The sequence below is a fragment of the Aeromonas sp. QDB18 genome (genome assembly GCF_027705325.1).
Lineage (GTDB): Bacteria > Pseudomonadota > Gammaproteobacteria > Enterobacterales > Aeromonadaceae > Aeromonas > Aeromonas caviae.
The window spans coordinates 1-20,347 of the sequence record NZ_JAPDBQ010000069.1 but is presented as its reverse complement, the minus strand read 5'-3'; the positions used below and the strand labels follow the sequence as shown (position 1 = coordinate 20,347).

The following is a 20,347-nucleotide window of genomic DNA, read 5'->3' as shown; positions in this document are numbered from 1 at the left end:
CGATGTGGAGCGGGTGATGTCACTTTGTAGCCGAGATTGGATAAAACTGACCTAATGTTTAATCCGATTGGTATAACGCCGCTCCCGGCTCTGGTAGGTGATGCAATTGTGATGGGCCAGATCCCTGGGGTGCAGTGGCGTGCCGTGACTCAGCAGATAATCCGGCGAGGCCACCAGCACGAAGCCGATGTCTGCCAGTCGCTGCCCTACCAGGGACTCGGGTTTGTCCTCGTAGGTGGTGATCCAGAGATCCAGCCCCTCATCCACCAGATTGGTGCGGTGATCGAACAGGGACACCTCCAGCTCCAGATCCGGATAACGTGCCTGAAACGCCTTGAGGCGCGGGATCACGTGCAACCGCCCGAAGGATTGACCCACCCCCAGATGGAGCACGCCGCTCACCTTGCCACGGCGCTCCGCCACCATGGATTCCGCCTCCAGCGCCACCGCCACCAGAGCGCGGCAGTGGCGGGCATACTCCTGACCCAGTTCGGTGAGCCCGAAACGACGGGTAGTGCGCTGTACCAGCTGGGCGCCGAGCGCGGTTTCCAGCAGGGCGAGCTGCTTGCTGATGTGGGATTTGGAGACCCCGAGTCGGCGCGCAGCCGCCGAGATGCCCTGTTCACGAACCAGGGCATCGAAGATCACCATTTGGGGAAGACGTTGCAGCACGGTGTCACCGGAGTAGATGGCGGGGCCGCATTATTCCAGAGCGGCCCGCCATGGGGTAGGGTCAGTGCCCCAGGGCATCGATGATCTGCTGTTTGAGAGGATCATCCGACGGATTCTGGTTGGCGCCATAGCTCGCAATCAGCTTGCCGTCCCGCCCGACCAGGTACTTGTGGAAGTTCCAGTTGGGCGCATCACCGTCGGCAGCAGCGGCCAGCCCCTTGAACAGCGGCACCGCATCCGAACCCCGCACCGCCACCCGGTTGAACATGGGGAAGGTCACCCCGTAGTCCCGGCGGCACACCTCGGCGGTCTTGTTCTCGTTGCCCGCCTCCTGCCAGAAATCGTTGGAGGGGAAGCCCAACACCATCAGTCCCTTCTCCTTGTAGCCCTGATAGAGGGCTTCCAGATCCCGGAACTGACCGCTGTAACCGCAGTAGGAGGCGGTGTTGACCACCAGCACCACCTTGCCCTCGGTCAACTGGCAGAGGTTGTGGCGCTGGGTGCTGTTGAGCTCCCGCATCTCCACGTTGAAGTAATCTGGGCAGGCGGCAGAGACCGCGCCCGAGCCGAGCATCAGCAGCAGGGTGAACCATTTCATCGACGTGACTCCCATTGTTTTGTCCATCATACGCAAGACCCCGGAATCTGGTTCAGGGATCAGTGCAGGGGGATCCCGGTCAGCCAGCCGTGTCCCCAGAAGATAAGCAGAGCCGTGAGCGCCAGCCCCGCCCCCAGACTGATCCCCGTCCCCTGCCAGGTGGCGGCGGCACGGGGGTGACGACCCCACTCCCGCATCGAAATCCAGACGATGCTGATGAGAGCCCAGAGACCGAGCCCGCCAAACAGCACCAGAGAACGCGCCTCGCTGTTCACCGCCAGATGGGCCCCCGACCAGAGCAGCACCCCGAGCAGCTGGGGATGCACCAGCCAACGACGGAAATGGTTCGCCCCCTGCCCCGCACACAGCAGGACAAGGGCGATCGGCATGATCCCCATCACCAGGGTGGGCCCCCAGACAGGCAGAAAATAGAGGGGCATGGGACTGGCACTGCGCCAGCCTGCGAGGATGCAGCCGATGGCGACGAACACCAGCAGCGAGAAGAGCCCCTTGTAGCGGTTCTCCCCCAGCCGAGCCCGCAGACGGGCGCGGTGCTGTGCCGCGAAACAGGGGTAAAGATGAGTCAGGGTGAACAATACCACCCCCAGGGTCAGCAGGATCATGGCTTGCTCCTCGCATATTGCCCCCCGGAATGGGAAGCCCTCCCTCAGGCGGGCCTTGTTTCTCGTGGCTCCCTCACTGTCGGGAGATCACTATGCCGCAAAGCCCCTTGTCAGAATACAAAAACCATATGAAAGACAGCAGGATAATAAAAAAAGCCGACCCAGGGATCGGCAAGTGCGTCAGAGGTGCCACGCCGGGCCGCTCACTCTGCTGCACGGGGCAGGGTCAGGCCGATGCACCGCATCGGCCAGGAGAGAGGGTCATTTGCGCAGCAGGTAGAGAGCCGCCACGTTGCGGGCCGTGAGCTGCAGGTTGGTGGTGGCGGTGGCCAGCGCCTCCGGCAGGGACATGGCCCGATTGACCACGGCGAACACCGCATCCAGCCCATGCTCGTGCACCACGCCGCAGTCATCGGTGAGGCATCCGGCGATGCCGATCACCGGCTTGCCGAACTGCTTGGCACAGCGAGCTACCCCGATGGGCGTCTTGCCATGGATGGTCTGGCTGTCGATGCGGCCCTCGCCGGTGATGACCAGATCCGCATCGGCCACCGCCTCAGCCAGGTTCAGCGCCTCGATGACGATCCGGATGCCGGGTTTGAGCTCGGCGCCGAGCAGCCCCACCAGGGCTGCCCCCATGCCGCCTGCGGCCCCCGTTCCCGGGATCTCCTTCACCTGCTTGCCAAGCGCCTGCTCGATGCAGTCCGCGTAACGGGCCAGATTGGCATCCAGTTCGGCCACCATCTCGGGAGTTGCCCCCTTCTGCGGACCGAACACGGCGGACGCCCCTTTCGGGCCGCACAGCGGATTGTCCACGTCGCAGGCCACCTCGATGGTGAGTCCGGTCAGACGGGGATCCAGCCCGCTCAGGTCGATGGTGGCCAGCTCGGCCAGACCGGCACCGCCCGGCGCAATGGGGGAACCATCTGCTTTCAGGAGCTTGCCGCCGAGTGCCTGGATCATGCCAGCACCGCCGTCATTGGTGGCGCTGCCGCCGATGCCGAGGATGAGGTGGTTCACCCCCATCTCCAGCGCGGCCAGGATCAGCTCCCCGGTGCCGACACTGGAGGTGAGCCGCGGATTGCGCAGCTCGGGCGCCACCAGATGGAGGCCGGAGGCCGCCGCCATCTCGATGACGGCGCGCTTGCCATCCCCCAGCAGGCCCACGAAGCCCTGCACCCTGTTGCCGAGGGGGGCGGTCACCTCGACCGGCAGGATGCGACCACCGGTGGCATCCACCAGAGACTGCACCGTCCCCTCGCCGCCATCGGCCATGGGCAGCTTGACGTAGGTGGCATCCGGCAGCACCTGCTTGAAACCGGCCTCGATGGCATCGGCCACCGCCATGGCGCTCAGGCTCTCCTTGAATGAATCGGGGGCGATCACAATTTTCATATCAGTTCCTTAGGCGAGGCCAAACACGCCAAACATCAGGGTGGAGACAACGGCGATGGTCAGACCGACCGCGGTTTCGTAGGGGATGAGCTTGAGTCGCTCGCCGACGCCCATGTGGACGCTGCCGCCGGTGGCATGGAAGAAGGAGCCGTGGGGCATGTGGTCAAACACGGTGGCGCCGGCGTGGATCATGGCGGCCCCTGCCAAGCTGCTGATCCCCAGTTCAATCAGAGTGGCGCTGAACACGTTGGAGGCCACCACGGTCCCGGCCGTGGTCGAGGCGGTCGCCAGCGACATCAGGGCACCGGAGATGGGGGCCAGCAGATAGGAGGGCAGACCGGAGGCGGTCAGGCCGCTGATGAGCACATCTTTCAGGCCGGAGTTGGCGATGATGCCCGCCAGGGTACCCGTCCCCAGCAGCATGATGGCCACCGGTGCCATGCGGGCCAGGCCCGAGGCGGCAAACTGGTTCACCTTGGTGAACTTGCCCATCATCAGGGCCCCCACCAGGCCGCCGAGAGGCAGCGCAATGAGCGGGTCCACCACGATGCCGGCGATGGGACGCAGGGCCAGCAGCAGGATGGCGACCAGGGGCGCACTGATGGCGGCGGCAAAGCCGGGCAACTTGGCACCGTCAACGCTCACCACCTCGTCGGCGGCCACCTTGCTGCCCCGGTTGTTGAGGCGCTTGGCGAGCCAGTAGGCCATCACCAGACCGAACAGGCCGGGAATGATGCCCGCCGCCATCACCGAGGTGAGAGGCAGGTGGAAGGCATCGGCTGCCGCAATGGCGTTGGGGTTGGGAGACATGACGTTGCCCGCCTTGCCACCGCCTATCATCGCCAGCAGGATGGCAGCCTTGGAGAGATCGGCACGGCGGGCGATGGCCAGCGCAATGGGGGCGACCGTGATGACGGCCACGTCCACGAAGACGCCGACCGCGGTCAGGATCAGGGTGGCCAGCGCCAGGGCCAGCAGGGCGCGGGTTTCGCCGAGTTTCTTGACGATGGTCTCGGCGATGGTGGTGGCGGCGCCCGATTCGATGAGCACCCCGGCCAGCACACCCGCCGCCAGGATCCGCATCACCGCCGTGGTGATCCCCTGGGCGCCGCCGATCATCAGAGCGACGGTCTGGGTCAGGTCGGCGCCACCGATCAGGCCACCGGCCAAGGCACCGACAATCATGCCGTAAGCGGGCGGCACCTTCTTCAGGATGAGGAAGATGGCGATGGAGAGCGCGGCGAGCGCGCCGAGCGCGGAGACTGGGATCATGACGGGCACCTTGTTGTTGTAATGAGTGGCGTCATTATGGGGATCCCCGCCTGGAATGCTTTGGCCATAAAACCAAAAAAAGCATTTACCGGCCTTGTATTTTTGTTGGAAAAGACAAATCAGCTATCGAGACTGAGCCCGAGATAGAGCAGAAACTTTTCATCTAACTTGTTGAAATTCAAGCCGGTTATCTGCTCTATCCGGGTCAGTCGATAACGCAGGGTGTTGGGGTGAATGAACAGGGCTTCGGCACAGGGATGCAGATCACAATCCTGCAAGAAATATTGGCGCAGCGTCTTTTGCAGCGTTCCCTTTGTGTCCTCCTGCGCCAGCTTTTGCAGCGGAGCCCGTAGCTGATCCGCCTGCCAGGAGTCCGCCAGGGTGCCGAGCAGCACTGAAAGCCGGTAATCCTCGAAGAAATAGACCTGCTTGCGGGGCGACTGGCGCATGCCACGGCGCAAGGTGTCTCGCGCCGTCTGGTAGGAGAGTGCCAGCCCGGGGATGTCGGCGAAGTAATCACCCACCCCGATGCGAACCTTGAAATGGGGAATACGGGAGAGCAGCTGCCGGATCCGGCTGCGCTCCTGCGCCGACTGCCAGACGCCTTCGCTGAGCTGGGCGGGTTTGAGCACCACTATCTCGTCCAGGCCGTTGATGGCCACCAGGTTGTCCCGCTCCGGGTTTTCCAGCAGGTGAACCAGCTCCCTCACCTGGGCGGGCTCGGCCTCCTCCAGCGCCAGCACGGCCACCACCCGGGGCTGGGCGAGATCCAGCTCGAGGAAGCGGGCCACCTGTTGCAATTGATCGGCCCGCCCTTCGCCGCGAATGAGCTGCAACACCAGCTCCTCCTTGTGGCGCTTGTCCCACTGCAACTGCTCGGTGAGCGCCGCCTGTTCCAGGATGAGCTCGGCGGTCATGCGCACCAGCTCGGCGTAAGCACGCACGATGTCCGGATCCCCAGAGATGCCGATGACACCGAGCAGCTCCCCCTGATAGGCGATGGGCAGGTTGATGCCGGGCCTCACCCCCTTGAGCTCCCGGGCGGTGGCCTCGCTTATCTCCACCACCCGGTTCTCGGTCAGGGCCAGCACGGCCCCCTCGTGGCGCTGGTGCAGCCGCTCCGGATTGCCGGACGCAATGATGAGTCCCCGTTCATCCATGACGTTGACCGAGAACGAGAGGATCTTCATCGCCCGGCTGACTATCTGATGCGCGAGCGCGTCGTTGAGCTGCATTGCCTCTCCATACCATTCGTTGACAGGGTCCCCGGCGTGCGCCATCACCGGGATCACCCGTTAAAGATCCCACATCATCAAGACAAGCGCGGGGGGGATCGCTAGAATAGGCCACTTTACGCTATCAGTGCCCCACCATGGATCAAGGATCCGGCATCATGCCGCTTTGCGCCGTGGTGGTTTCACCCTCCGATATGGACTCCGCTATGGATTATGAATTTCGCCGCGACCCGTTCGGTGGCTATCGCGCCCGGTTCTCCATGGGCCATGAAGCCATCGGCCAGTGGTTGATCGACGAGGTGGGCAAGGACGAGGAGAAGCTCGACGAGCTGTTCGCCATCATCGACCAGCTCTCCAGCCGGGCCCGCACCGAATACCGGCTGCTGGGGGGCGACTACTCCCTGCTGCTGACCCACGAGGAAGCCGAGGTGAAGGCCAATGTCCTCAATATCGAGCAGGACGAGGATCTCGACGATCTCGCCTACTACGATGATGAACAGCTGGCCATGTGCGGGCTGGAAGATTTTGCCCAGGTACTCGGCTCCTGGCGCGCCTTTATCCGCAACGAGGATATGGGCTGATTACCCCCATTCGGGCGAGCATGCCCCTTGCAACCCAACAGGATTGACTATGTCCATTTACGATTTTGATGACGAACTGCCGGAAGACGAGCTGGATCAACCGAAGAAACCCGCCCAGCCCAAGAAGAAGGGCAAGCAGGTGCTGAACACCCAGGTCAACCTGAGCCCGCGCGATGCCAGCCGCCTGAACGGCATGCACGTCGAGGCCATCACCACTCTGGATGACGTCAGTCTGCCGAAGAACGTCATCTTCAAGGCCGGTCTCATCGCCCTGGGCGAGCTGGAAGCCAGCAAACGCGCCGACATCATCGCCCGGGTCATCGCCGAGTCCGGTCGCTGATACGGGAAGGCCATCGCCTCTCTCGGTGGCATCTTGCCGCCGCTCAAGCCGGAGCCCAGCTCCGGCTTTTCATTGCGCGTCTTCTGCCGGCCAGTCCCTTTTCCTTGAACCAGACCATGGGGATCGTTAAGGTGCGCCCTTCATTCATACAAGGAGACTCGATGTTACCACTCCCCGATATTCTCATCTGGCTCGTCCTGGGGCTCGCCGTACTCTGCTGCCTCGCCCGCCGGACCAGGCCCGGCATGCTCCTGCTGGGACTAGCCCTGCTCACAGCCCTCTGGCTTGAGCGACTCGCGCCCCTCGCCGCTCTTGTCAGCCTCGCCGGTCTGCTGCTGGCCTGGCGTACCCCCACCCTGCCCCCACCCTGGCGCGGCGTCGCACTGACGCTGGTACTGCTGTGGTCCCTCGCCCTGACGCTGCATCTGGTGCCCGGCTTTGACAATCTCAGGGTGCTCGACAAGGTACAGGCGGGCCCGGCCAGCGTGCCCTTCACCCTCTACCTCAATCTGGACAAGCCGCTCATTTTCTTCGCCCTGCTGCTGGCCATCACCGGCCTGCTCGGCCCGGGTGGAACGATGCGCTGGCGGCCGCTGGCCCTGCTCATCCTGCCGCTCGCGGCCCTGCTCATCACCGCCTGGCAACTGGGCGCCCTCAAACCCGAAGCGGGACTGCCCCACTGGTGGTGGCTGTTCGCATTCAACAACCTGCTTTTCACCTGTGTGGCGGAAGAAGCGCTGTTCCGGGGATGCATCCAGCAAGGGGTGGCAAGCCGAAGCACGCCCTGGGCAGGTCTCCTGGTCGCCAGCCTGCTGTTCGGCGCAGCCCATCTTGCCGGGGGCCCGTTGCTGGTGTTGTTCGCCGCGCTGGCGGGGGCCTGCTATGGCCTGGCGTTCCAGCTGAGCGGGCGCCTCAGTATCGCCATCCTGCTCCACTTCCTGTTCAACTTCGCCCACCTGGCCCTGTTTACCTATCCCCTGGCCAGCCACTGACGTCGAGTACCGGTTCACCGGGCAAAAAAAATGCCCCGCCCCCGTAGGGGCAGGGCATCTGCATTCACCCTGCAATCTAGTCGACGTAGAAGGTCTGCTGGAAGGTCAGCGTCTGCTGCTGCCCCTCCCCCATGATCTTCAGGGTGAACTGGTAGGTGTCCTCATTGCGATAGGGCAGCACTGCCAGGTAATAGATGGCATTCTCCTCTTTCACCTCCTGAAAATTCAGGGGGCGAAGGGTGCCGGTCAGATTGCGGGCTTCGCCGCTGATCCCCACCGCCTGTGCCACCCCCTGCTTGTTCTGCACCGCGATATTGACGATGCCGTTATAGCGGCTGCGCTCCAGGCCATAGGTCCTGGCTACCTCGGGGGTGAGGAAGCTGGAGTTGAACGCGCTGTAGTGCACTTTCCAGGGGCCCAGCTCCTGCATCTGCTCAGCCCGCAGCGGCAGCGTCATCAGGAGTGCCAGCAGGCAACTCATCCAGGCAGTTTTCATGATGTCATCCCTCTCGTATCAACCCTGATTATCGAGCAAAGCGGCAATCTCGGCGGGGATCTGCTTTGGCGCGTCGATGGCGACCGTCTTGTGCCGACCCAGCTCCCCCCGCAGGATGCGAACCTGCCCCTTGGCCACCTTGCACTGCTTGGCTAGGTACTTGATCAGGTGACTGTTGGCCTGACCATCGACCGGCGGTGCCGTGATGGCCACTTTCAACTCGTCACCGTGCAATCCGATGATCTGATCCCGGCTCGCCTTGGGCTGGATCATCAGATGCAACACCAGCTCGTCCCCTTCCAGCAGGACGGCGGGCATCAGATCATCCACCACAACTGGCCGAACAGATCCCCCATCAGGTAGTTGATGGCCTGCAGCGCGATGAAAGCGACCAGCACGGAGAGATCCAGCCCGCCCAGTGCAGGCAGGATGCGGCGAATGGGGGCCAGGAAGGGTTCAGTGAGCTGGTGCATCACGTATTCAATGGGGTTGCGACCCTGGCTGACCCAGCTCAGGATGGCGCGGATAAGCAGGATCCAGAAGATCATGGAACCCGCTTTCTTCAACACGGTGAGCGTCGCAAACAGACAGAGAGTGAGCCAGTCCGCCTGCAGCACATTCATGCTCTTGAGCAGGACCAACTTGCCAAAGGCGATCAGCAGCGCCAGCAGCACAGAGGCCATGTCCAGCCCGCCAAAACCCGGGATGACGCGGCGCAGGGGCACCACCAGCGGGTTGGTCAGCTTGACCACCATCTGGCTCATCGGGTTGTAGAAGTCGGCCCGCGCCCACTGCAGCCAGACCCGCAGCAGCACCACCATGAGGTAGAGATCAAAGACAGTGTTAATCAAAAAGTAAGCCGTGTTCATCCGGGCTCCTTGCTAAAAGGGATTCAGAAAAGGGTTTCCATTTCGCCAGCCCGGGTAACGGCCGCCTGCATGGCTCTTGCGGTCAGCGGCATCAGCCCCTGCTCCTGGAATGTCTTGACGGCCTCGGCCGTGGTCCCGCCCTTGCTGGTCACCTGCTCGCGCAGGGTCTGCAGCGACAGCTCGGGATTCTGCTCCACCATGGCGGCCGCCCCCAGGGCGGTTTGCTGCACCAGCAGGCGAGCCTGCTCCGGCGTAAAGCCCATGGCCTCGGCCTCCTCGGCAATCGCCTGCATGAACAGGAAGAAGTAGGCCGGGGCACTGCCCGCCGCCGCAATCACGCCGTTGATGCCGGCCTCCTCATCCACCCAGAGGGTCTTGCCCACGGATTGCATCATCTGTTCGGCCACCGCCCTATCGGCCTGCCCGATGGCGGGCGGTGCATAGAGCCCGGTCATCCCCAGTCCCAGCAAGGAGGGGGTGTTGGGCATGGTGCGAATGATGCGATCGTGACCGCCTGCCATCTCCTGCAAGCGTGCGACGCGAATGCCGGCAGCGATGGAGATGAGCAACTTGCCATCCAGCGAGCCAAGCTCGGCCACCAGTGCCGTCAGCATGCCCGCCATCAGCTGGGGCTTGACCGCCAGCACGATCACCTCGGCCTCCCGGGCCGCCTCGGCGTTGTCCTGGGTGATACGGATGCCGAACTGGCTGGCCAGTTCGTCCAGCTTGGGACGGCTGGGATTGGCGGCGATGATACGCTCTGCCGGGTAACCCGCCTGGATGAGGCCGGCAATAATACTGCGGCTCATATTGCCTGCCCCGATGAAGGCGAGGGTTCTCTGCTGCATCAAACACTCCTGTTACTGACATCGCAGCGGATGCCGACCCAGCCTGTGTGGGCTGACAGCATCACACGCGCCTGTTTACCTGAAAAAAAGCACGACCGGGATGTTTCTCGCCCCGGCTCTTGCTCATGAATAGTCACGGGCCCCGAAGATGGCGGTCCCGACCCGCACCATGGTGCTGCCATGGGCAATGGCCGGCTCAAGATCCTCGGTCATCCCCATCGAAAGGGTGTCGACGCTCGGGTATTGTTGCGCAAGTTCGGTGAACAGAGCCTGCATGCGCGCCATCTGGGCCGCCAGCACCCCCTCGTCGCGGGTATGCTCGGGGATGGCCATCAGACCGCGCAACCGCAGCCGCTCGCTTTGGGCCACCAGGGAGGCCAGGCGGAAAATCTCTTGCTCCGACGTACCGGATTTGCTGCTCTCTCCGCTAATATTGATTTGCAGACAGATATTTAGCGGCGCGAGCCCACTCGGTCTCTGGTTGTTGAGGCGTTCGATGAGCTTGTCGCGATCGACACTTTGAACCCAGTCGAACCGCTCCGCCACCAGCTTGGACTTGTTCGATTGCAGCGGGCCGATAAAGTGCCACTCTATGTCTGTACAGGCGTTCTGCTCGCGCAAGGCATCAATCTTGAGCGCGGCCTCCTGGGCGTAGGATTCGCCAAAGCGCCGCTGACCGGCGGCATAGGCAGCCTGAATGTCCCCCAGCGGCTTGGTTTTGCTGACAGCAAGCAACTGGATGTGATCTGGGCTGCGGCCAACACGCCGGGCAGCCTCTACAATACGTTCCTTTACCTGAAGCAGGTGCTGGGCAATCTGGCTCATATTTCGTTCGTAATCTTGTGATGGGAGAATAACAAATCTATGGATATCACAGAGTTATTGGCATTCAGTGTAAAGCATAAGGCCTCGGATCTACACCTCTCGGCCGGGGTCCCCCCGATGATCAGGGTTGATGGGGAGGTTCGCAAGATCAATTTGCCCGCCCTGGATCACCGGGAAGTCCATGCTCTCATTTACGACATCATGAATGACCACCAGCGCAAGGAGCTGGAGGAGAACTTCGAGGTGGACTTCTCCTTCGAAGTACCCGGCATGGCACGCTTTCGGGTCAATGCCTTCCAGCAGGCGCGCGGCTCGGGCGCCGTGTTTCGTACCATCCCGAGCACCGTTCTGACCCTGGACGATCTGGGGGCGCCGGAGATATTTCGCAAGATAGCGGAGTACCCTCGCGGCCTGGTGCTGGTGACTGGACCCACCGGTTCGGGCAAATCCACCACCCTGGCCGCCATGGTCGATTACATCAATGACAACTTCCACCACCACATCCTCACCATCGAGGATCCCATCGAATTCGTGCACGAGAACAAGCGCTGCCTGGTGAACCAGCGGGAAGTACACCGCGACACCAAGAGCTTCAGCAACGCCCTGCGCTCGGCCCTGCGGGAAGACCCGGATATCATCCTGGTAGGTGAAATGCGGGACCTCGAAACCATCCGCCTCGCCATGACCGCCGCCGAAACCGGTCACCTGGTGTTTGGCACCCTGCACACCTCCTCGGCTGCCAAGACCATCGACCGCATCATCGACGTCTTCCCCGGCTCGGAGAAGGACATGGTGCGATCCATGCTCTCCGAATCCCTGCGAGCGGTCATCTCCCAGACCCTGCTCAAGCGTATCGGTGGCGGCCGGGTGGCGGCCCACGAGATCATGCTGGGGATCCCGGCGGTGCGAAACCTCATCCGGGAAGACAAGGTGGCCCAGCTCTATTCCGTCATCCAGACCGGGATGACCCACGGCATGCAGACCATGGACCAGAGCCTCAAGCAGCTGGTCAACCGGGGGGTCGTCGCCTCCCTTGATGCCAAGGCCAAGGCGGTCGATCCCAATACCATTTAAGCTCGCACACCCAAGGAGTCGCCATGAACATGGATGTTCTGCTCGCCGCACTGGTTGAACAAAAGGGCTCGGATCTCTTCATCACGGTCGATGCCCCCCCGACCCTCAAGGTCAACGGGCGTCTGGTGTCGCTCGGGCCGGCTCCCCTCGACAAGACGACGGCGCTGGCGTTGATCAGGGAGAGCCTGGACGAGACCCACTTCGAGCGCTTCCTGCACACCCGCGAGGCCAACTACGCCATCCAGCGGGGCTCGCTGGGGCGCTTTCGGGTCAGCGCCTTCTGGCAACAGGATATGCCGGGCATGGTGCTGCGCCGCATCGAGACCCGCATCCCCACCTTTGACGAGCTGGTGCTGCCTCCCATCCTGCAGGAGGTCGCCATGGCCAAACGCGGGCTGGTGCTCTTCGTCGGCGCCACTGGCGCCGGCAAGTCCACCACCCAGGCGGCCATGATCGGCTTTCGCAACCAGCACGGTGACGGCCACATCCTGACGGTGGAGGATCCGGTGGAGTTCGTCCATCAGCACGATCGCTGTCTGGTGACCCAGCGGGAGGTGGGGATCGACACCGCATCCTTCGATGTCGCCCTCAAAAACTCCCTGCGCCAGGCCCCGGATGTCATCCTCATCGGTGAAATCCGCTCCCAGGAGACCATGGAATTCGCCATCCAGTTCGCCGAGACGGGGCACCTCTGCCTCGCCACCTTGCACGCCAACAATGCCAACCAGGCGCTGGATCGCATCCTGCATCTGGTCCCCCAGGAGAAGCACCGCCAGTTCCTGTTCGATCTCTCCTTCAACCTGCGCGCCATCGTCGCCCAGCAGCTGCTCCCCTCCGCTCACGGGCAGCGCCGGGTCGCCGCCTTCGAGATCCTGCTCAACACCCCGCTCGTCACCGACATCATCCGCAAGGGAGAGATGCACAGACTCAAGGAGGTGATGACCAAATCCGGCGAGCTCGGCATGCAGACCTTCGATCAGGCGCTGTTCGGCCTGTTCTGCGCCGGCCAAATTGGCTACAGTGAGGCCCTTGCCCATGCCGACTCCGCCAACGACCTGCGACTGCTCATCAAGCTGTCGGGTCGCGAGCAGCTGGGCGCAGGCACTCTCGACAACGTGCCCCTGGATGAATGAGGGGTGTGCGTCACCGCTAGTAAAGGACAGTTATGCTGATTGTGGTTTCCCCGGCCAAGACGCTGGATTACGAGTCACCCCTGGTGACCTCCCGTTTCACCCAACCCGAACTGCTGGACCACTCCGCAGCACTGATCACCCGGGCTCGTCAACTGAGCCCGGACCAGATCGCCAGCCTGATGAAGATCAGCGACAAGCTCGCCGGCCTCAACGCCGCCCGCTTTGCCGAGTGGCAGCCTGACTTCACGCCGGCCAACGCCCGCCAGGCGCTGCTGGCCTTCAAGGGGGACGTCTACACCGGTCTGGCCGTAGAAGATTTCAGCGAGGCCGACCTCGACTTTGCCCAGGCCCACCTGCGCATGCTCTCCGGCCTTTATGGCGTACTGCGGCCGCTGGACCTCATGATGCCCTACCGCCTGGAGATGGGGATCCGCCTCGACAACCCGCGCGGCAAGGACCTCTACCAGTTCTGGGGCGACATCATCACTGCGCACCTGAACAAGGCGCTGGCGGCCCAGGGGGACGACGTACTGATCAACCTCGCCTCCGACGAGTATTTCAAGTCGGTGCGCCCGAAAGCCCTGCAGGGGCGCATCATCACCCCGGTCTTCAAGGACGAGAAGAACGGCCAGTTCAAGATCATCAGCTTCTACGCCAAGAAGGCCCGCGGCATGATGGCACGCCACATCATCAAGCATCGGCTCACCCGGGTGGAACAGCTGACCGGTTTCAATGCCGACGGCTACTACTTTGTACCGGAAGAGTCCGACGCCAATACCCTGATGTTCAAGCGCGCTGAAAATTAATTACACATTCAAGGGAACCAAGTCGGAGATCCTCGGGTCTGACTCTGTGAATCCTCTGTTGTAAGCACTTTTTGTTGGCCGACGTCCTTGCGTCGGCTTTTTTCTGCGCCTCTCTCAGGCTACTCCCCAGGCAGCAGACAGCAAAACGGCCATCCTGGGATGGCCGTTTCAACTGTGCTCGGGGGCATTACTTCTTTTTCTTCTTTGCCGACTTCTTGGCATCCTTCGGCTTTTTCTTCTTCACCGGCACCCGTGCTTCCTTGTGTCTGGGGCGCAGCTCATCGATCACCCGGCGCTTGAGGCGCTCCTCGGTGTAGCGTTCGATCTTGGCGACCATGGCCATGTCGTGAGCTTCCACCAGGCTGATGGCGCAGCCACGGTTGCCGGCACGACCGGTACGACCGATGCGGTGCACATAGACATCCGCGCCGTATGGCATGTCGTAGTTGATGACATGGCTGACGTTCGGCAGGTCGATGCCGCGGGCGGCCACGTCGGTGGCGATGAGGAAGGGCACCTCCCCTTCGTGGAACTTGCGGATAGACTCGATGCGCTTGGCCTGCTCCATCTCGCCACGGATCCAGGCGCAGGGCACGCCTGCCGCCTGCAACTGGCCGGAAAGCTCCGCCAGTCGCTCACGGGTCTTGACGAAGATGATGGCCTTCTGGGTTTCCGGGTTTTTCAGGATGTGCACCAGCAGAGCCAGCTTGTGGGCGGCATCATCGGCCAGGTGGATCCACTGGGTGATGGGGCGGCGCTCGCTGCGGGGCGGCTCGGCGTGCAGCTCAACCGGGTCTTTGAGGATCTCGCTCGCAAACTTCTCGAGGCCGGCCCCTTCCAGGGTGGCGGAGAAGAGCATGGTGTGCTTGCGGTAGCGCGCCTCTTCCACGATGCGGTTCACGTCCTTGATGAAGCCCATGTCCAGCATCCGGTCCGCTTCATCCAGCACCAGCACCTCGATGTCATGGCTCTCGAACTCCTCTTTCTCGATGTACTCGAGCAGACGGCCCGGGGTGGCCACCACGATGTCGGTGGTCTTGGTCAGGGCAGGCAGCTGCTCTTCATGGCTGACGCCACCGATGATGGTCTCGATGCTGAGATGGGTGTGCACCGCCAGGGCCTTGGCGTGAGCACTCACCTGCAGCGCGAGCTCGCGGGTCGGAGTCAGGATCAGCATGCGGCACGGACCCGGCTTGCGACGCGGGAAGTCCAGCAGGTGCTGCATCGCGGGCAGCAGGAAGGCGGCGGTCTTGCCGGTTCCGGTCGGCGCAGAAGCCAGAATATCGCGGCCGTCCAGGGCTGGCTCCAGCACCATCTGCTGGATGGTGGTGGGGCGGGTGAATCCCATCTCGGCCAAGGCCCGACTGAGGGCTGGATTCAGGTCGAAATCATCAAAGGACTGGCTCATGGCAATACTCGGTCATTAAGGAAGCGGCAGATTATAGGCGATTATGCCGCCGGCTCCTATGGTGACTGTGGCTTAGCCGCTATAATCGCCGGCCATTTTCCGCGGGCAGGCACAGGAGGAGGGCCGAATGGGGCGCAACAACGGTTTCACGTTCAAGCAATTTCACATCGATCACGACCGCTGCGCCATGAAGGTCGGTACGGACGGCATTCTGCTGGGAGCCTGGGCGCCGGTCGACAACGCCCGTCGGGTGCTGGACATCGGCACCGGCAGCGGCCTCATCGCCCTGATGCTGGCCCAGCGCAGCACGAACGACTGCCACATAGACGGGGTGGAGCTGGATAAGGATGCAGCCATGCAGGCCCATGAGAATGTGGCGGCCTCCCCCTGGCGTGAACGGGTCACCATCATAGAGAGCGCCATTCAGGATCACCTCGCCCCCCCTTACGATCTCATCGTCTCCAACCCGCCCTATTTCCCGGCAGGCCAGACACTCCGCGATCCGGCCAGGGCTCTGGCCCGTCATACCGGGGGGCTCGCCCCCAGGGGATTGCTGGCCGCCAGCGATCGCCTGCTGAGCCGTACCGGGCAACTGTCCCTGGTGCTGCCCACGGCGATGGCGGATGAAATTTTATGCATTTCGTCGAGTTATGATCTGTATGAGCGTTGTTATCTGGCTGTTACTACCAGAGAGGGGAAAGAGGCAAATCGTGTTTTATTGCTGCTTGGCAGAGGATTAAACAAGTGTGAGAGGGGTGAAATTGTGATCCATTCTGCCACGGGAGGCTATTCCGACAGATATATCCAACTAACCAGCCCCTTCTATTTGAAGATGTAAATTTTGCCTTGAACTATTTTTTCACATCATTATGCTGACTGCTAAATGAGCGCCCGCTCAAGACCAGTTCAAACCACTGGTCGCGATGAAAAAACCAGCGGGGCTCTTTTTTTTACCCCCGGAAAGTGCCGGTCACTGACAAATAAAAAACTATAACAAGCAATAGTTTACAAGACAGACGAGGTTGAACTTGACGAAATCACTCACATTGTCCGATGTACTCGGATTGGGCTTCATGACCTTTGCGTTCTATCTGGGCGCAGGCAACATCATCTTCCCGCCCCTGGCCGGCTTCATGGCGGGTGAGCACCTCTCCCTGGCCATGCTGGGCTTCCTGGTCACCGCCGTGGGCCTGCCCCTCATCACCATCATCGCCGTGGCCAAGGCTGGCAACGGCTGGGCCGGCATGACCAAGCTGCTGCCGACCGGCGTGGCCACCGCACTGGCCGTCGCCATCTACATCATCATCGGCCCGGCCTTCGCCGCCCCCCGTACCGGCCTAGTGGCCTACGAGATGGGCCTCAAGCCCTTCCTTGGCGACATGGGACCATCCGGTCTGGCTGCCTACACAGTACTGTTCTTCGGCGTGGCCATCCTGGTCTCCCTGAACCAGGGCAAGCTGATGGATGCCATCGGCAAGTACCTGACTCCGCTGCTGATGCTGCTGCTGCTGACCCTGGCCATCGGTGTCTTCGTCGCACCGCAAGGAAGCATGCCTGCCGCATCCGGTGACTACCAAAGCACCCCCTTCGTGAAGGGCATTCTGGAAGGCTACAACACCATGGACACCCTGGCGTCCCTGATGTTCGGCGCCCTGATCGTCGACCTGCTGCGCCAGAAAGGCATCCATGACTACCAGAGCCAGTTCAAGTACCTGGCCATCGCGGGCATCATCTCCGCCATCGGTCTCTCCGTGGTCTATGTCTCCCTGTTCCAGCTGGGTAACACCGCTGCCGGCGTCGCCACCGACGTGAGCAACGGCGGTGCCATCGTCAACGCCTACGTGCTGAGCCTGTTCGGCCAACCGGGTCAGTTCATCCTGGCTGCCATCATCACCCTGGCCTGCTTCACCACGGCCGTCGGCCTCATCTCCGCCTGCTCCGACTTCTTCCACAACCTGACCGGCATGAGCTACAAGAAGCTGGTCGTGCTGCTGGGTGTCATCTGCGGCGTCGTGGCCAACGTGGGCCTGAGCCAGCTCATCAGCCTCTCCATTCCGGTGCTGGTCGCCATCTATCCGGTTGCCGTGGCGCTGGTGCTGGTCACCTTCCTGAAGGGTTACTTCGGTCGCCCCCGCCTGGTGTTCCGCTCCGTGCTGCTGGTCGCCTTCCTGTTCGGCTGCCTGGACGGCCTGGGCGCCGCCGGCATGAAGATGGATGCGTTCGCCTTCCTGCCGCTGTTTGACAAGGGCCTGGCCTGGTTGCTGCCGACCCTGCTGGCCTGTGGCCTCGGTGTCATGGTGCGTGGCAATGGCAAGCTGGCAGCAGAAGCAGCCTGATAACAGATCTTGACCAAATAAAGAGGCCAGCATTCGCTGCAATGCTGTTCAGATAAGCACATTTTTGACTAATTATTCATAAATGCGACTTGAGTTGGGGGAGCAAGGCTGTTTCCAGTCGATGTTCCTTCAGCCTTTATCCAGCGTGGCTTGCAATAGAAAGAGGGAGGCATCATGCCTCCCTCATTTTTTAGCCCTGATACTACGTGGACTGGAACTCAAATTCTCTTAAGTGAACAGCATTGCAGCATTCGCTGGCCTCTTTTTTGTTGGTGCAATCTGGTTCATCCGTTGTGGAAAGCGCTCTTCAGAGTACGGTTGCGGGCTTGGGTTTGCCTGCAAGACCGTACCAGTGATGCTCAAACCGGCCCGCATGCCAGCACAGGGTGCCCCAAGGCTGGTCAGCATGCCAGCGCGGGAAGTTGATCTCCACGCGGTTGTCTTCGTACTTGTAGAGAGAGGTGCTGATCTCGATATCCGACAGGATAAGCAGCACCACCCCACCGATGACACTCCATTTCAGCATCTTCCACATGGCGATTACTCGAAGCAGATCTCGATGGTGGCACGGCCATACTCCGATTCGAACGGCATCATGATCTTGGCGCCGTCGGCCCGGTGAGTGATGGTGTGATTGGGACCGGAGACGATGACCGGGGTCGCCATGTCGAACTCATAGCCCTTCTCCCCCAGCATGCGTTTGGCGCCGCCCGTCACCATGTTGGTGATCTCGCCCACCATGTCGGTCACTTCCTCGTTGATGGTGGCCGGCGCCTCCCCCAGCATGCGGCGCATGATCTCCAATGCCAGTCCCTTCTCGAAGCTGATGGAGAGGGAACCCCGGGTCTGCGGACCCACCATGCCAATCAGGCCGGAGACATCTCCCCGAGCCAGCTCGTCCGTCTTGCGCTTGGGCGCACCCGGTTTGAGTTCCAGCTGTGCCATGGTGGAGAGCACGTTGAGCAGGGAGAGCAGGAACGGGTTTACAAAATCAGCCTTCATCTTGACTTCCTACGGTAGCGGAACAGCGGGCACATTGACCATGGGCTTCTATGGTCTTGTTGGTAATAGTAAAACCATGCTGATGAGCCTGCTCGGAAAAGGCGCCGTCGATGGCGGGATCGTGCAGCTCCACTACCTCACCGCAACGATCGCAGATCAGCAGTTGCATCGGGTGGGCATGGTCGAAGTGGCAGCAGAAGATGAAGGCGTTGAGCGACTCCACCTTGTGGGCAAAGCCCTGTTCGAGCAGGAAGTCGAGCGCCCGATAGACGGTAGGCGGTTTAGCATGAGCCTCGGTCTGCTGCAACTGGGCCAGCAAATCATAGGCACTAATGGCATTGCCGTGGGCGGCAAGCAGCCGGAGCACCTGGCGCCGTGTCGGGGTGAAACGGATCCCGCGCTGCTCGCAGAGGCGTTCCGCTCGTTGTAGAAGTTGGTCTTGATTCATGTTCACGCAGATACCCTGTCAATTAGCCGGATACTATCACAGGGCCCCCAGTGCGCGGCGACAAAATTCATTTTCTGGGGCTGTCTCACGTTGTGATAGAATCCCGCCCCTTGTTTGGCCAACCCGGATGATTTTTATGCAGGCGCAGCGCTTTTCCATCGCCCCCATGCTGGACTGGACCGATCGGCATTGCCGTTATTTCCACCGTCTGATGACCCGCCAGACCCTGCTCTATACCGAGATGGTGACCACGGGCGCCATCATCCACGGCAAGGGCGACTATCTGGGTTACAGCGAGCAGGAACACCCTCTCGCCCTGCAACTGGGTGGCAGCAACCCGGCAGACCTGGCCCGCTGCGCCAGGCTCGCCGAGGAGCGCGGGTATGACGAGGTCAACCTCAACGTCGGCTGCCCTTCCGATCGGGTGCAAAACGGCCGCTTCGGCGCCTGCCTCATGGGCGAACCCGCGCTGGTGGCTGATTGCGTCAAGGCGATGCGCGACGTAGTCGACATTCCGGTCACCGTGAAGACCCGTATCGGCATCGACGAGCAAGACTCCTACGAGTTCTTGCAGGCCTTCATCGAGCAGGTAAGGGACGCCGGTTGCGATACCTTCATCGTCCATGCCCGCAAGGCCTGGCTGAGCGGCCTGAGTCCGAAAGAGAACCGCGAGATCCCGCCCCTCGATTATCCTCGCGTCTACCGGGTCAAGCAGGATTACCCGGATCTGACCATTGCCATCAACGGCGGGGTGACCAGTCTGGAGCAGACTCTTGAACATCTGCAGCACCTCGACGGGGTCATGATGGGCCGCGAAGCCTACCAGAACCCCTACATTCTGGCCCAGGTGGACAATCTGGTGTTCGGCGAGAACCGTGCCGTGCCGAGCCGCCACGAGGTGGTGCGGATGATGCTGCCTTACATCGAACAAGAGCTGGCCAAGGGCAACTACCTCTCCCACATGACCCGCCACATGCTGGGGCTGTTCCAGAACATGCAGGGGGCGCGCGCCTGGCGTCGCCATCTGAGCGAGAATGCCTGCAAACCGGGGGCCGACATTCAAGTGGTGCTGGACGCCATGGCCAAGGTGCCGGAGTTCGCGCCGGCCGACGCGGTGGAGTGATCATGTACCGCTTCACCGGATCCTGGCTGCACAAGGCCGTGGTGCGTCTGTGCGCCGGCCTGCTCACCATTCTCGGCATCAAGCTCAGCGCCTTCTATTTCATCGGGCTGCTGATCGTGCTGGGGCTGCACCGGGACCAGATCCTGGGCTAAGCGCCCCACGCTCCCGAACAAGAAAAAGCCGGCGCCCCTGCGCTAATGCCGATCAGTTAAGGATCCATTGACCGATCCTCAGGCTGTGTAAGAATCCGAAACTCCTTGTTGGGTTTCGG

Annotated in this window: 24 protein-coding genes and 1 pseudogene; 10 read left to right on the top strand and 15 right to left on the bottom strand. The window is 61.9% G+C overall.

Features of this window, described 5'->3' with window-relative positions; all coding sequences use genetic code 11:
• Positions 1 to 72 precede the first annotated feature (72 nt).
• The 6 genes and pseudogenes from OKC30_RS11940 to OKC30_RS11915 all read right to left on the bottom strand — a co-directional run.
• A pseudogene (locus OKC30_RS11940) lies at positions 73 to 651 on the bottom strand (LysR family transcriptional regulator); the annotation flags it as partial.
• Positions 652 to 733: 82 nt separating this feature from the next.
• Positions 734 to 1,270: a glutathione peroxidase gene (locus OKC30_RS11935; protein ID WP_010673063.1), complete on the bottom strand. Its 537-nt coding sequence runs from the start codon at positions 1,268 to 1,270 to the stop codon at positions 734 to 736.
• A gap of 59 nt (positions 1,271 to 1,329) precedes the next feature.
• Complete coding sequence (locus OKC30_RS11930) at positions 1,330 to 1,893, bottom strand: NnrU family protein (protein WP_103857977.1); 564 nt, start codon at positions 1,891 to 1,893, stop codon at positions 1,330 to 1,332.
• Between the two features lie 261 nt (positions 1,894 to 2,154).
• Complete coding sequence (locus OKC30_RS11925; RefSeq protein WP_160838493.1) at positions 2,155 to 3,288, bottom strand: glycerate kinase; 1,134 nt, start codon at positions 3,286 to 3,288, stop codon at positions 2,155 to 2,157.
• 9 nt (positions 3,289 to 3,297) lie between these two features.
• On the bottom strand, positions 3,298 to 4,560 hold the full coding sequence (locus OKC30_RS11920; RefSeq protein ID WP_270666568.1) for a GntP family permease: 1,263 nt from the start codon (positions 4,558 to 4,560) through the stop codon (positions 3,298 to 3,300).
• Between the two features lie 119 nt (positions 4,561 to 4,679).
• Positions 4,680 to 5,795 carry a sugar diacid recognition domain-containing protein gene (locus tag OKC30_RS11915; protein WP_160838495.1) on the bottom strand — a complete coding sequence of 372 codons (1,116 nt, stop codon included), beginning with the start codon at positions 5,793 to 5,795 and terminating at the stop codon, positions 4,680 to 4,682.
• A 206-nt stretch (positions 5,796 to 6,001) separates the two neighbouring features.
• On the opposite strand from OKC30_RS11915, the gene OKC30_RS11910 reads away from it, so the two are divergent.
• The 3 genes from OKC30_RS11910 to OKC30_RS11900 all read left to right on the top strand — a co-directional run bounded on the left by OKC30_RS11910 (position 6,002) and on the right by OKC30_RS11900 (position 7,708).
• The gene (locus tag OKC30_RS11910) at positions 6,002 to 6,376 is read left to right on the top strand and encodes a YacL family protein (RefSeq protein ID WP_039039964.1); all 375 of its coding nucleotides are present in this window, start codon (positions 6,002 to 6,004) and stop codon (positions 6,374 to 6,376) included.
• A 49-nt stretch (positions 6,377 to 6,425) separates the two neighbouring features.
• On the top strand, positions 6,426 to 6,716 hold the full coding sequence (locus tag OKC30_RS11905; protein ID WP_039039963.1) for a hypothetical protein: 291 nt from the start codon (positions 6,426 to 6,428) through the stop codon (positions 6,714 to 6,716).
• 161 nt (positions 6,717 to 6,877) lie between these two features.
• On the top strand, positions 6,878 to 7,708 hold the full coding sequence (locus tag OKC30_RS11900) for a CPBP family intramembrane glutamic endopeptidase (RefSeq protein WP_160838497.1): 831 nt from the start codon (positions 6,878 to 6,880) through the stop codon (positions 7,706 to 7,708).
• A 76-nt stretch (positions 7,709 to 7,784) separates the two neighbouring features.
• On the opposite strand, the gene OKC30_RS11895 is transcribed toward OKC30_RS11900, so the two are convergent.
• The 5 genes from OKC30_RS11895 to OKC30_RS11875 form a co-directional block, all read right to left on the bottom strand.
• Positions 7,785 to 8,204 (bottom strand): DUF4426 domain-containing protein, encoded by a 420-nt coding sequence (locus tag OKC30_RS11895; RefSeq protein ID WP_160838499.1) that lies wholly within the window; start codon positions 8,202 to 8,204, stop codon positions 7,785 to 7,787.
• 18 nt (positions 8,205 to 8,222) lie between these two features.
• Positions 8,223 to 8,522, bottom strand: a complete 300-nt coding sequence (gene yggU / locus OKC30_RS11890) for a DUF167 family protein YggU (RefSeq protein ID WP_010673054.1) — start codon at positions 8,520 to 8,522, stop codon at positions 8,223 to 8,225.
• A complete protein-coding gene (locus tag OKC30_RS11885) occupies positions 8,522 to 9,073 on the bottom strand; it encodes a YggT family protein (protein WP_010673053.1) in 552 nt (183 codons plus the stop codon). The genes yggU and OKC30_RS11885 overlap by 1 nt, the downstream gene beginning before the upstream one ends.
• Positions 9,074 to 9,096: 23 nt before the next feature.
• Complete coding sequence (proC, locus tag OKC30_RS11880) at positions 9,097 to 9,921, bottom strand: pyrroline-5-carboxylate reductase (RefSeq protein WP_041210938.1); 825 nt, start codon at positions 9,919 to 9,921, stop codon at positions 9,097 to 9,099.
• A 123-nt stretch (positions 9,922 to 10,044) separates the two neighbouring features.
• On the bottom strand, positions 10,045 to 10,746 hold the full coding sequence (locus OKC30_RS11875; protein WP_042864460.1) for a YggS family pyridoxal phosphate-dependent enzyme: 702 nt from the start codon (positions 10,744 to 10,746) through the stop codon (positions 10,045 to 10,047).
• Between the two features lie 39 nt (positions 10,747 to 10,785).
• On the opposite strand from OKC30_RS11875, the gene tapT reads away from it, so the two are divergent.
• From tapT to yaaA, 3 genes are read left to right on the top strand one after another with little or no spacing between them, the layout of a single operon-like run.
• Complete coding sequence (gene tapT / locus OKC30_RS11870; RefSeq protein WP_010673050.1) at positions 10,786 to 11,820, top strand: type IVa pilus ATPase TapT; 1,035 nt, start codon at positions 10,786 to 10,788, stop codon at positions 11,818 to 11,820.
• Positions 11,821 to 11,843: 23 nt separating this feature from the next.
• Entirely contained in the window at positions 11,844 to 12,953 is a 1,110-nt protein-coding gene (locus OKC30_RS11865; RefSeq protein ID WP_270666570.1) for a PilT/PilU family type 4a pilus ATPase, read from the top strand.
• Between the two features lie 32 nt (positions 12,954 to 12,985).
• Positions 12,986 to 13,759: a peroxide stress protein YaaA gene (gene yaaA / locus OKC30_RS11860; RefSeq protein WP_042882155.1), complete on the top strand. Its 774-nt coding sequence runs from the start codon at positions 12,986 to 12,988 to the stop codon at positions 13,757 to 13,759.
• Positions 13,760 to 13,946: 187 nt separating this feature from the next.
• Here the strand turns inward: yaaA and srmB are convergent, their stop codons facing one another.
• Positions 13,947 to 15,167, bottom strand: a complete 1,221-nt coding sequence (gene srmB, locus OKC30_RS11855) for an ATP-dependent RNA helicase SrmB (RefSeq protein WP_041210934.1) — start codon at positions 15,165 to 15,167, stop codon at positions 13,947 to 13,949.
• Between the two features lie 127 nt (positions 15,168 to 15,294).
• Here srmB and OKC30_RS11850 point away from each other — a divergent pair, with 127 nt between their 5' ends.
• Together OKC30_RS11850 and brnQ are read left to right on the top strand one after the other, a co-directional pair.
• Positions 15,295 to 16,005, top strand: coding sequence for a tRNA1(Val) (adenine(37)-N6)-methyltransferase (locus OKC30_RS11850; RefSeq protein WP_270666573.1), 711 nt, complete (start codon positions 15,295 to 15,297; stop codon positions 16,003 to 16,005).
• Positions 16,006 to 16,195: 190 nt separating this feature from the next.
• Entirely contained in the window at positions 16,196 to 17,503 is a 1,308-nt protein-coding gene (gene brnQ / locus OKC30_RS11845) for a branched-chain amino acid transport system II carrier protein (RefSeq protein WP_039040015.1), read from the top strand.
• 307 nt (positions 17,504 to 17,810) lie between these two features.
• Here the strand turns inward: brnQ and OKC30_RS11840 are convergent, their stop codons facing one another.
• The 3 genes from OKC30_RS11840 to zur are packed head-to-tail and all read right to left on the bottom strand — an operon-like array spanning position 17,811 to position 18,953.
• Positions 17,811 to 18,038, bottom strand: a complete 228-nt coding sequence (locus OKC30_RS11840) for a hypothetical protein (RefSeq protein ID WP_160838505.1) — start codon at positions 18,036 to 18,038, stop codon at positions 17,811 to 17,813.
• Between the two features lie 5 nt (positions 18,039 to 18,043).
• Positions 18,044 to 18,505 carry a chemotaxis protein CheX gene (locus tag OKC30_RS11835; protein ID WP_010673043.1) on the bottom strand — a complete coding sequence of 154 codons (462 nt, stop codon included), beginning with the start codon at positions 18,503 to 18,505 and terminating at the stop codon, positions 18,044 to 18,046.
• Positions 18,495 to 18,953 (bottom strand): zinc uptake transcriptional repressor Zur, encoded by a 459-nt coding sequence (gene zur / locus OKC30_RS11830; RefSeq protein WP_010673042.1) that lies wholly within the window; start codon positions 18,951 to 18,953, stop codon positions 18,495 to 18,497. The genes OKC30_RS11835 and zur overlap by 11 nt, the downstream gene beginning before the upstream one ends.
• 136 nt (positions 18,954 to 19,089) lie before the next feature.
• Between zur and dusA the strand changes: the two genes are divergently transcribed.
• Entirely contained in the window at positions 19,090 to 20,076 is a 987-nt protein-coding gene (gene dusA / locus OKC30_RS11825; protein WP_010673041.1) for a tRNA dihydrouridine(20/20a) synthase DusA, read from the top strand.
• 2 nt (positions 20,077 to 20,078) lie between these two features.
• The gene (locus OKC30_RS11820; protein WP_128273066.1) at positions 20,079 to 20,228 is read left to right on the top strand and encodes a hypothetical protein; all 150 of its coding nucleotides are present in this window, start codon (positions 20,079 to 20,081) and stop codon (positions 20,226 to 20,228) included.
• The last annotated feature ends 119 nt before the right edge of the window (positions 20,229 to 20,347 follow it).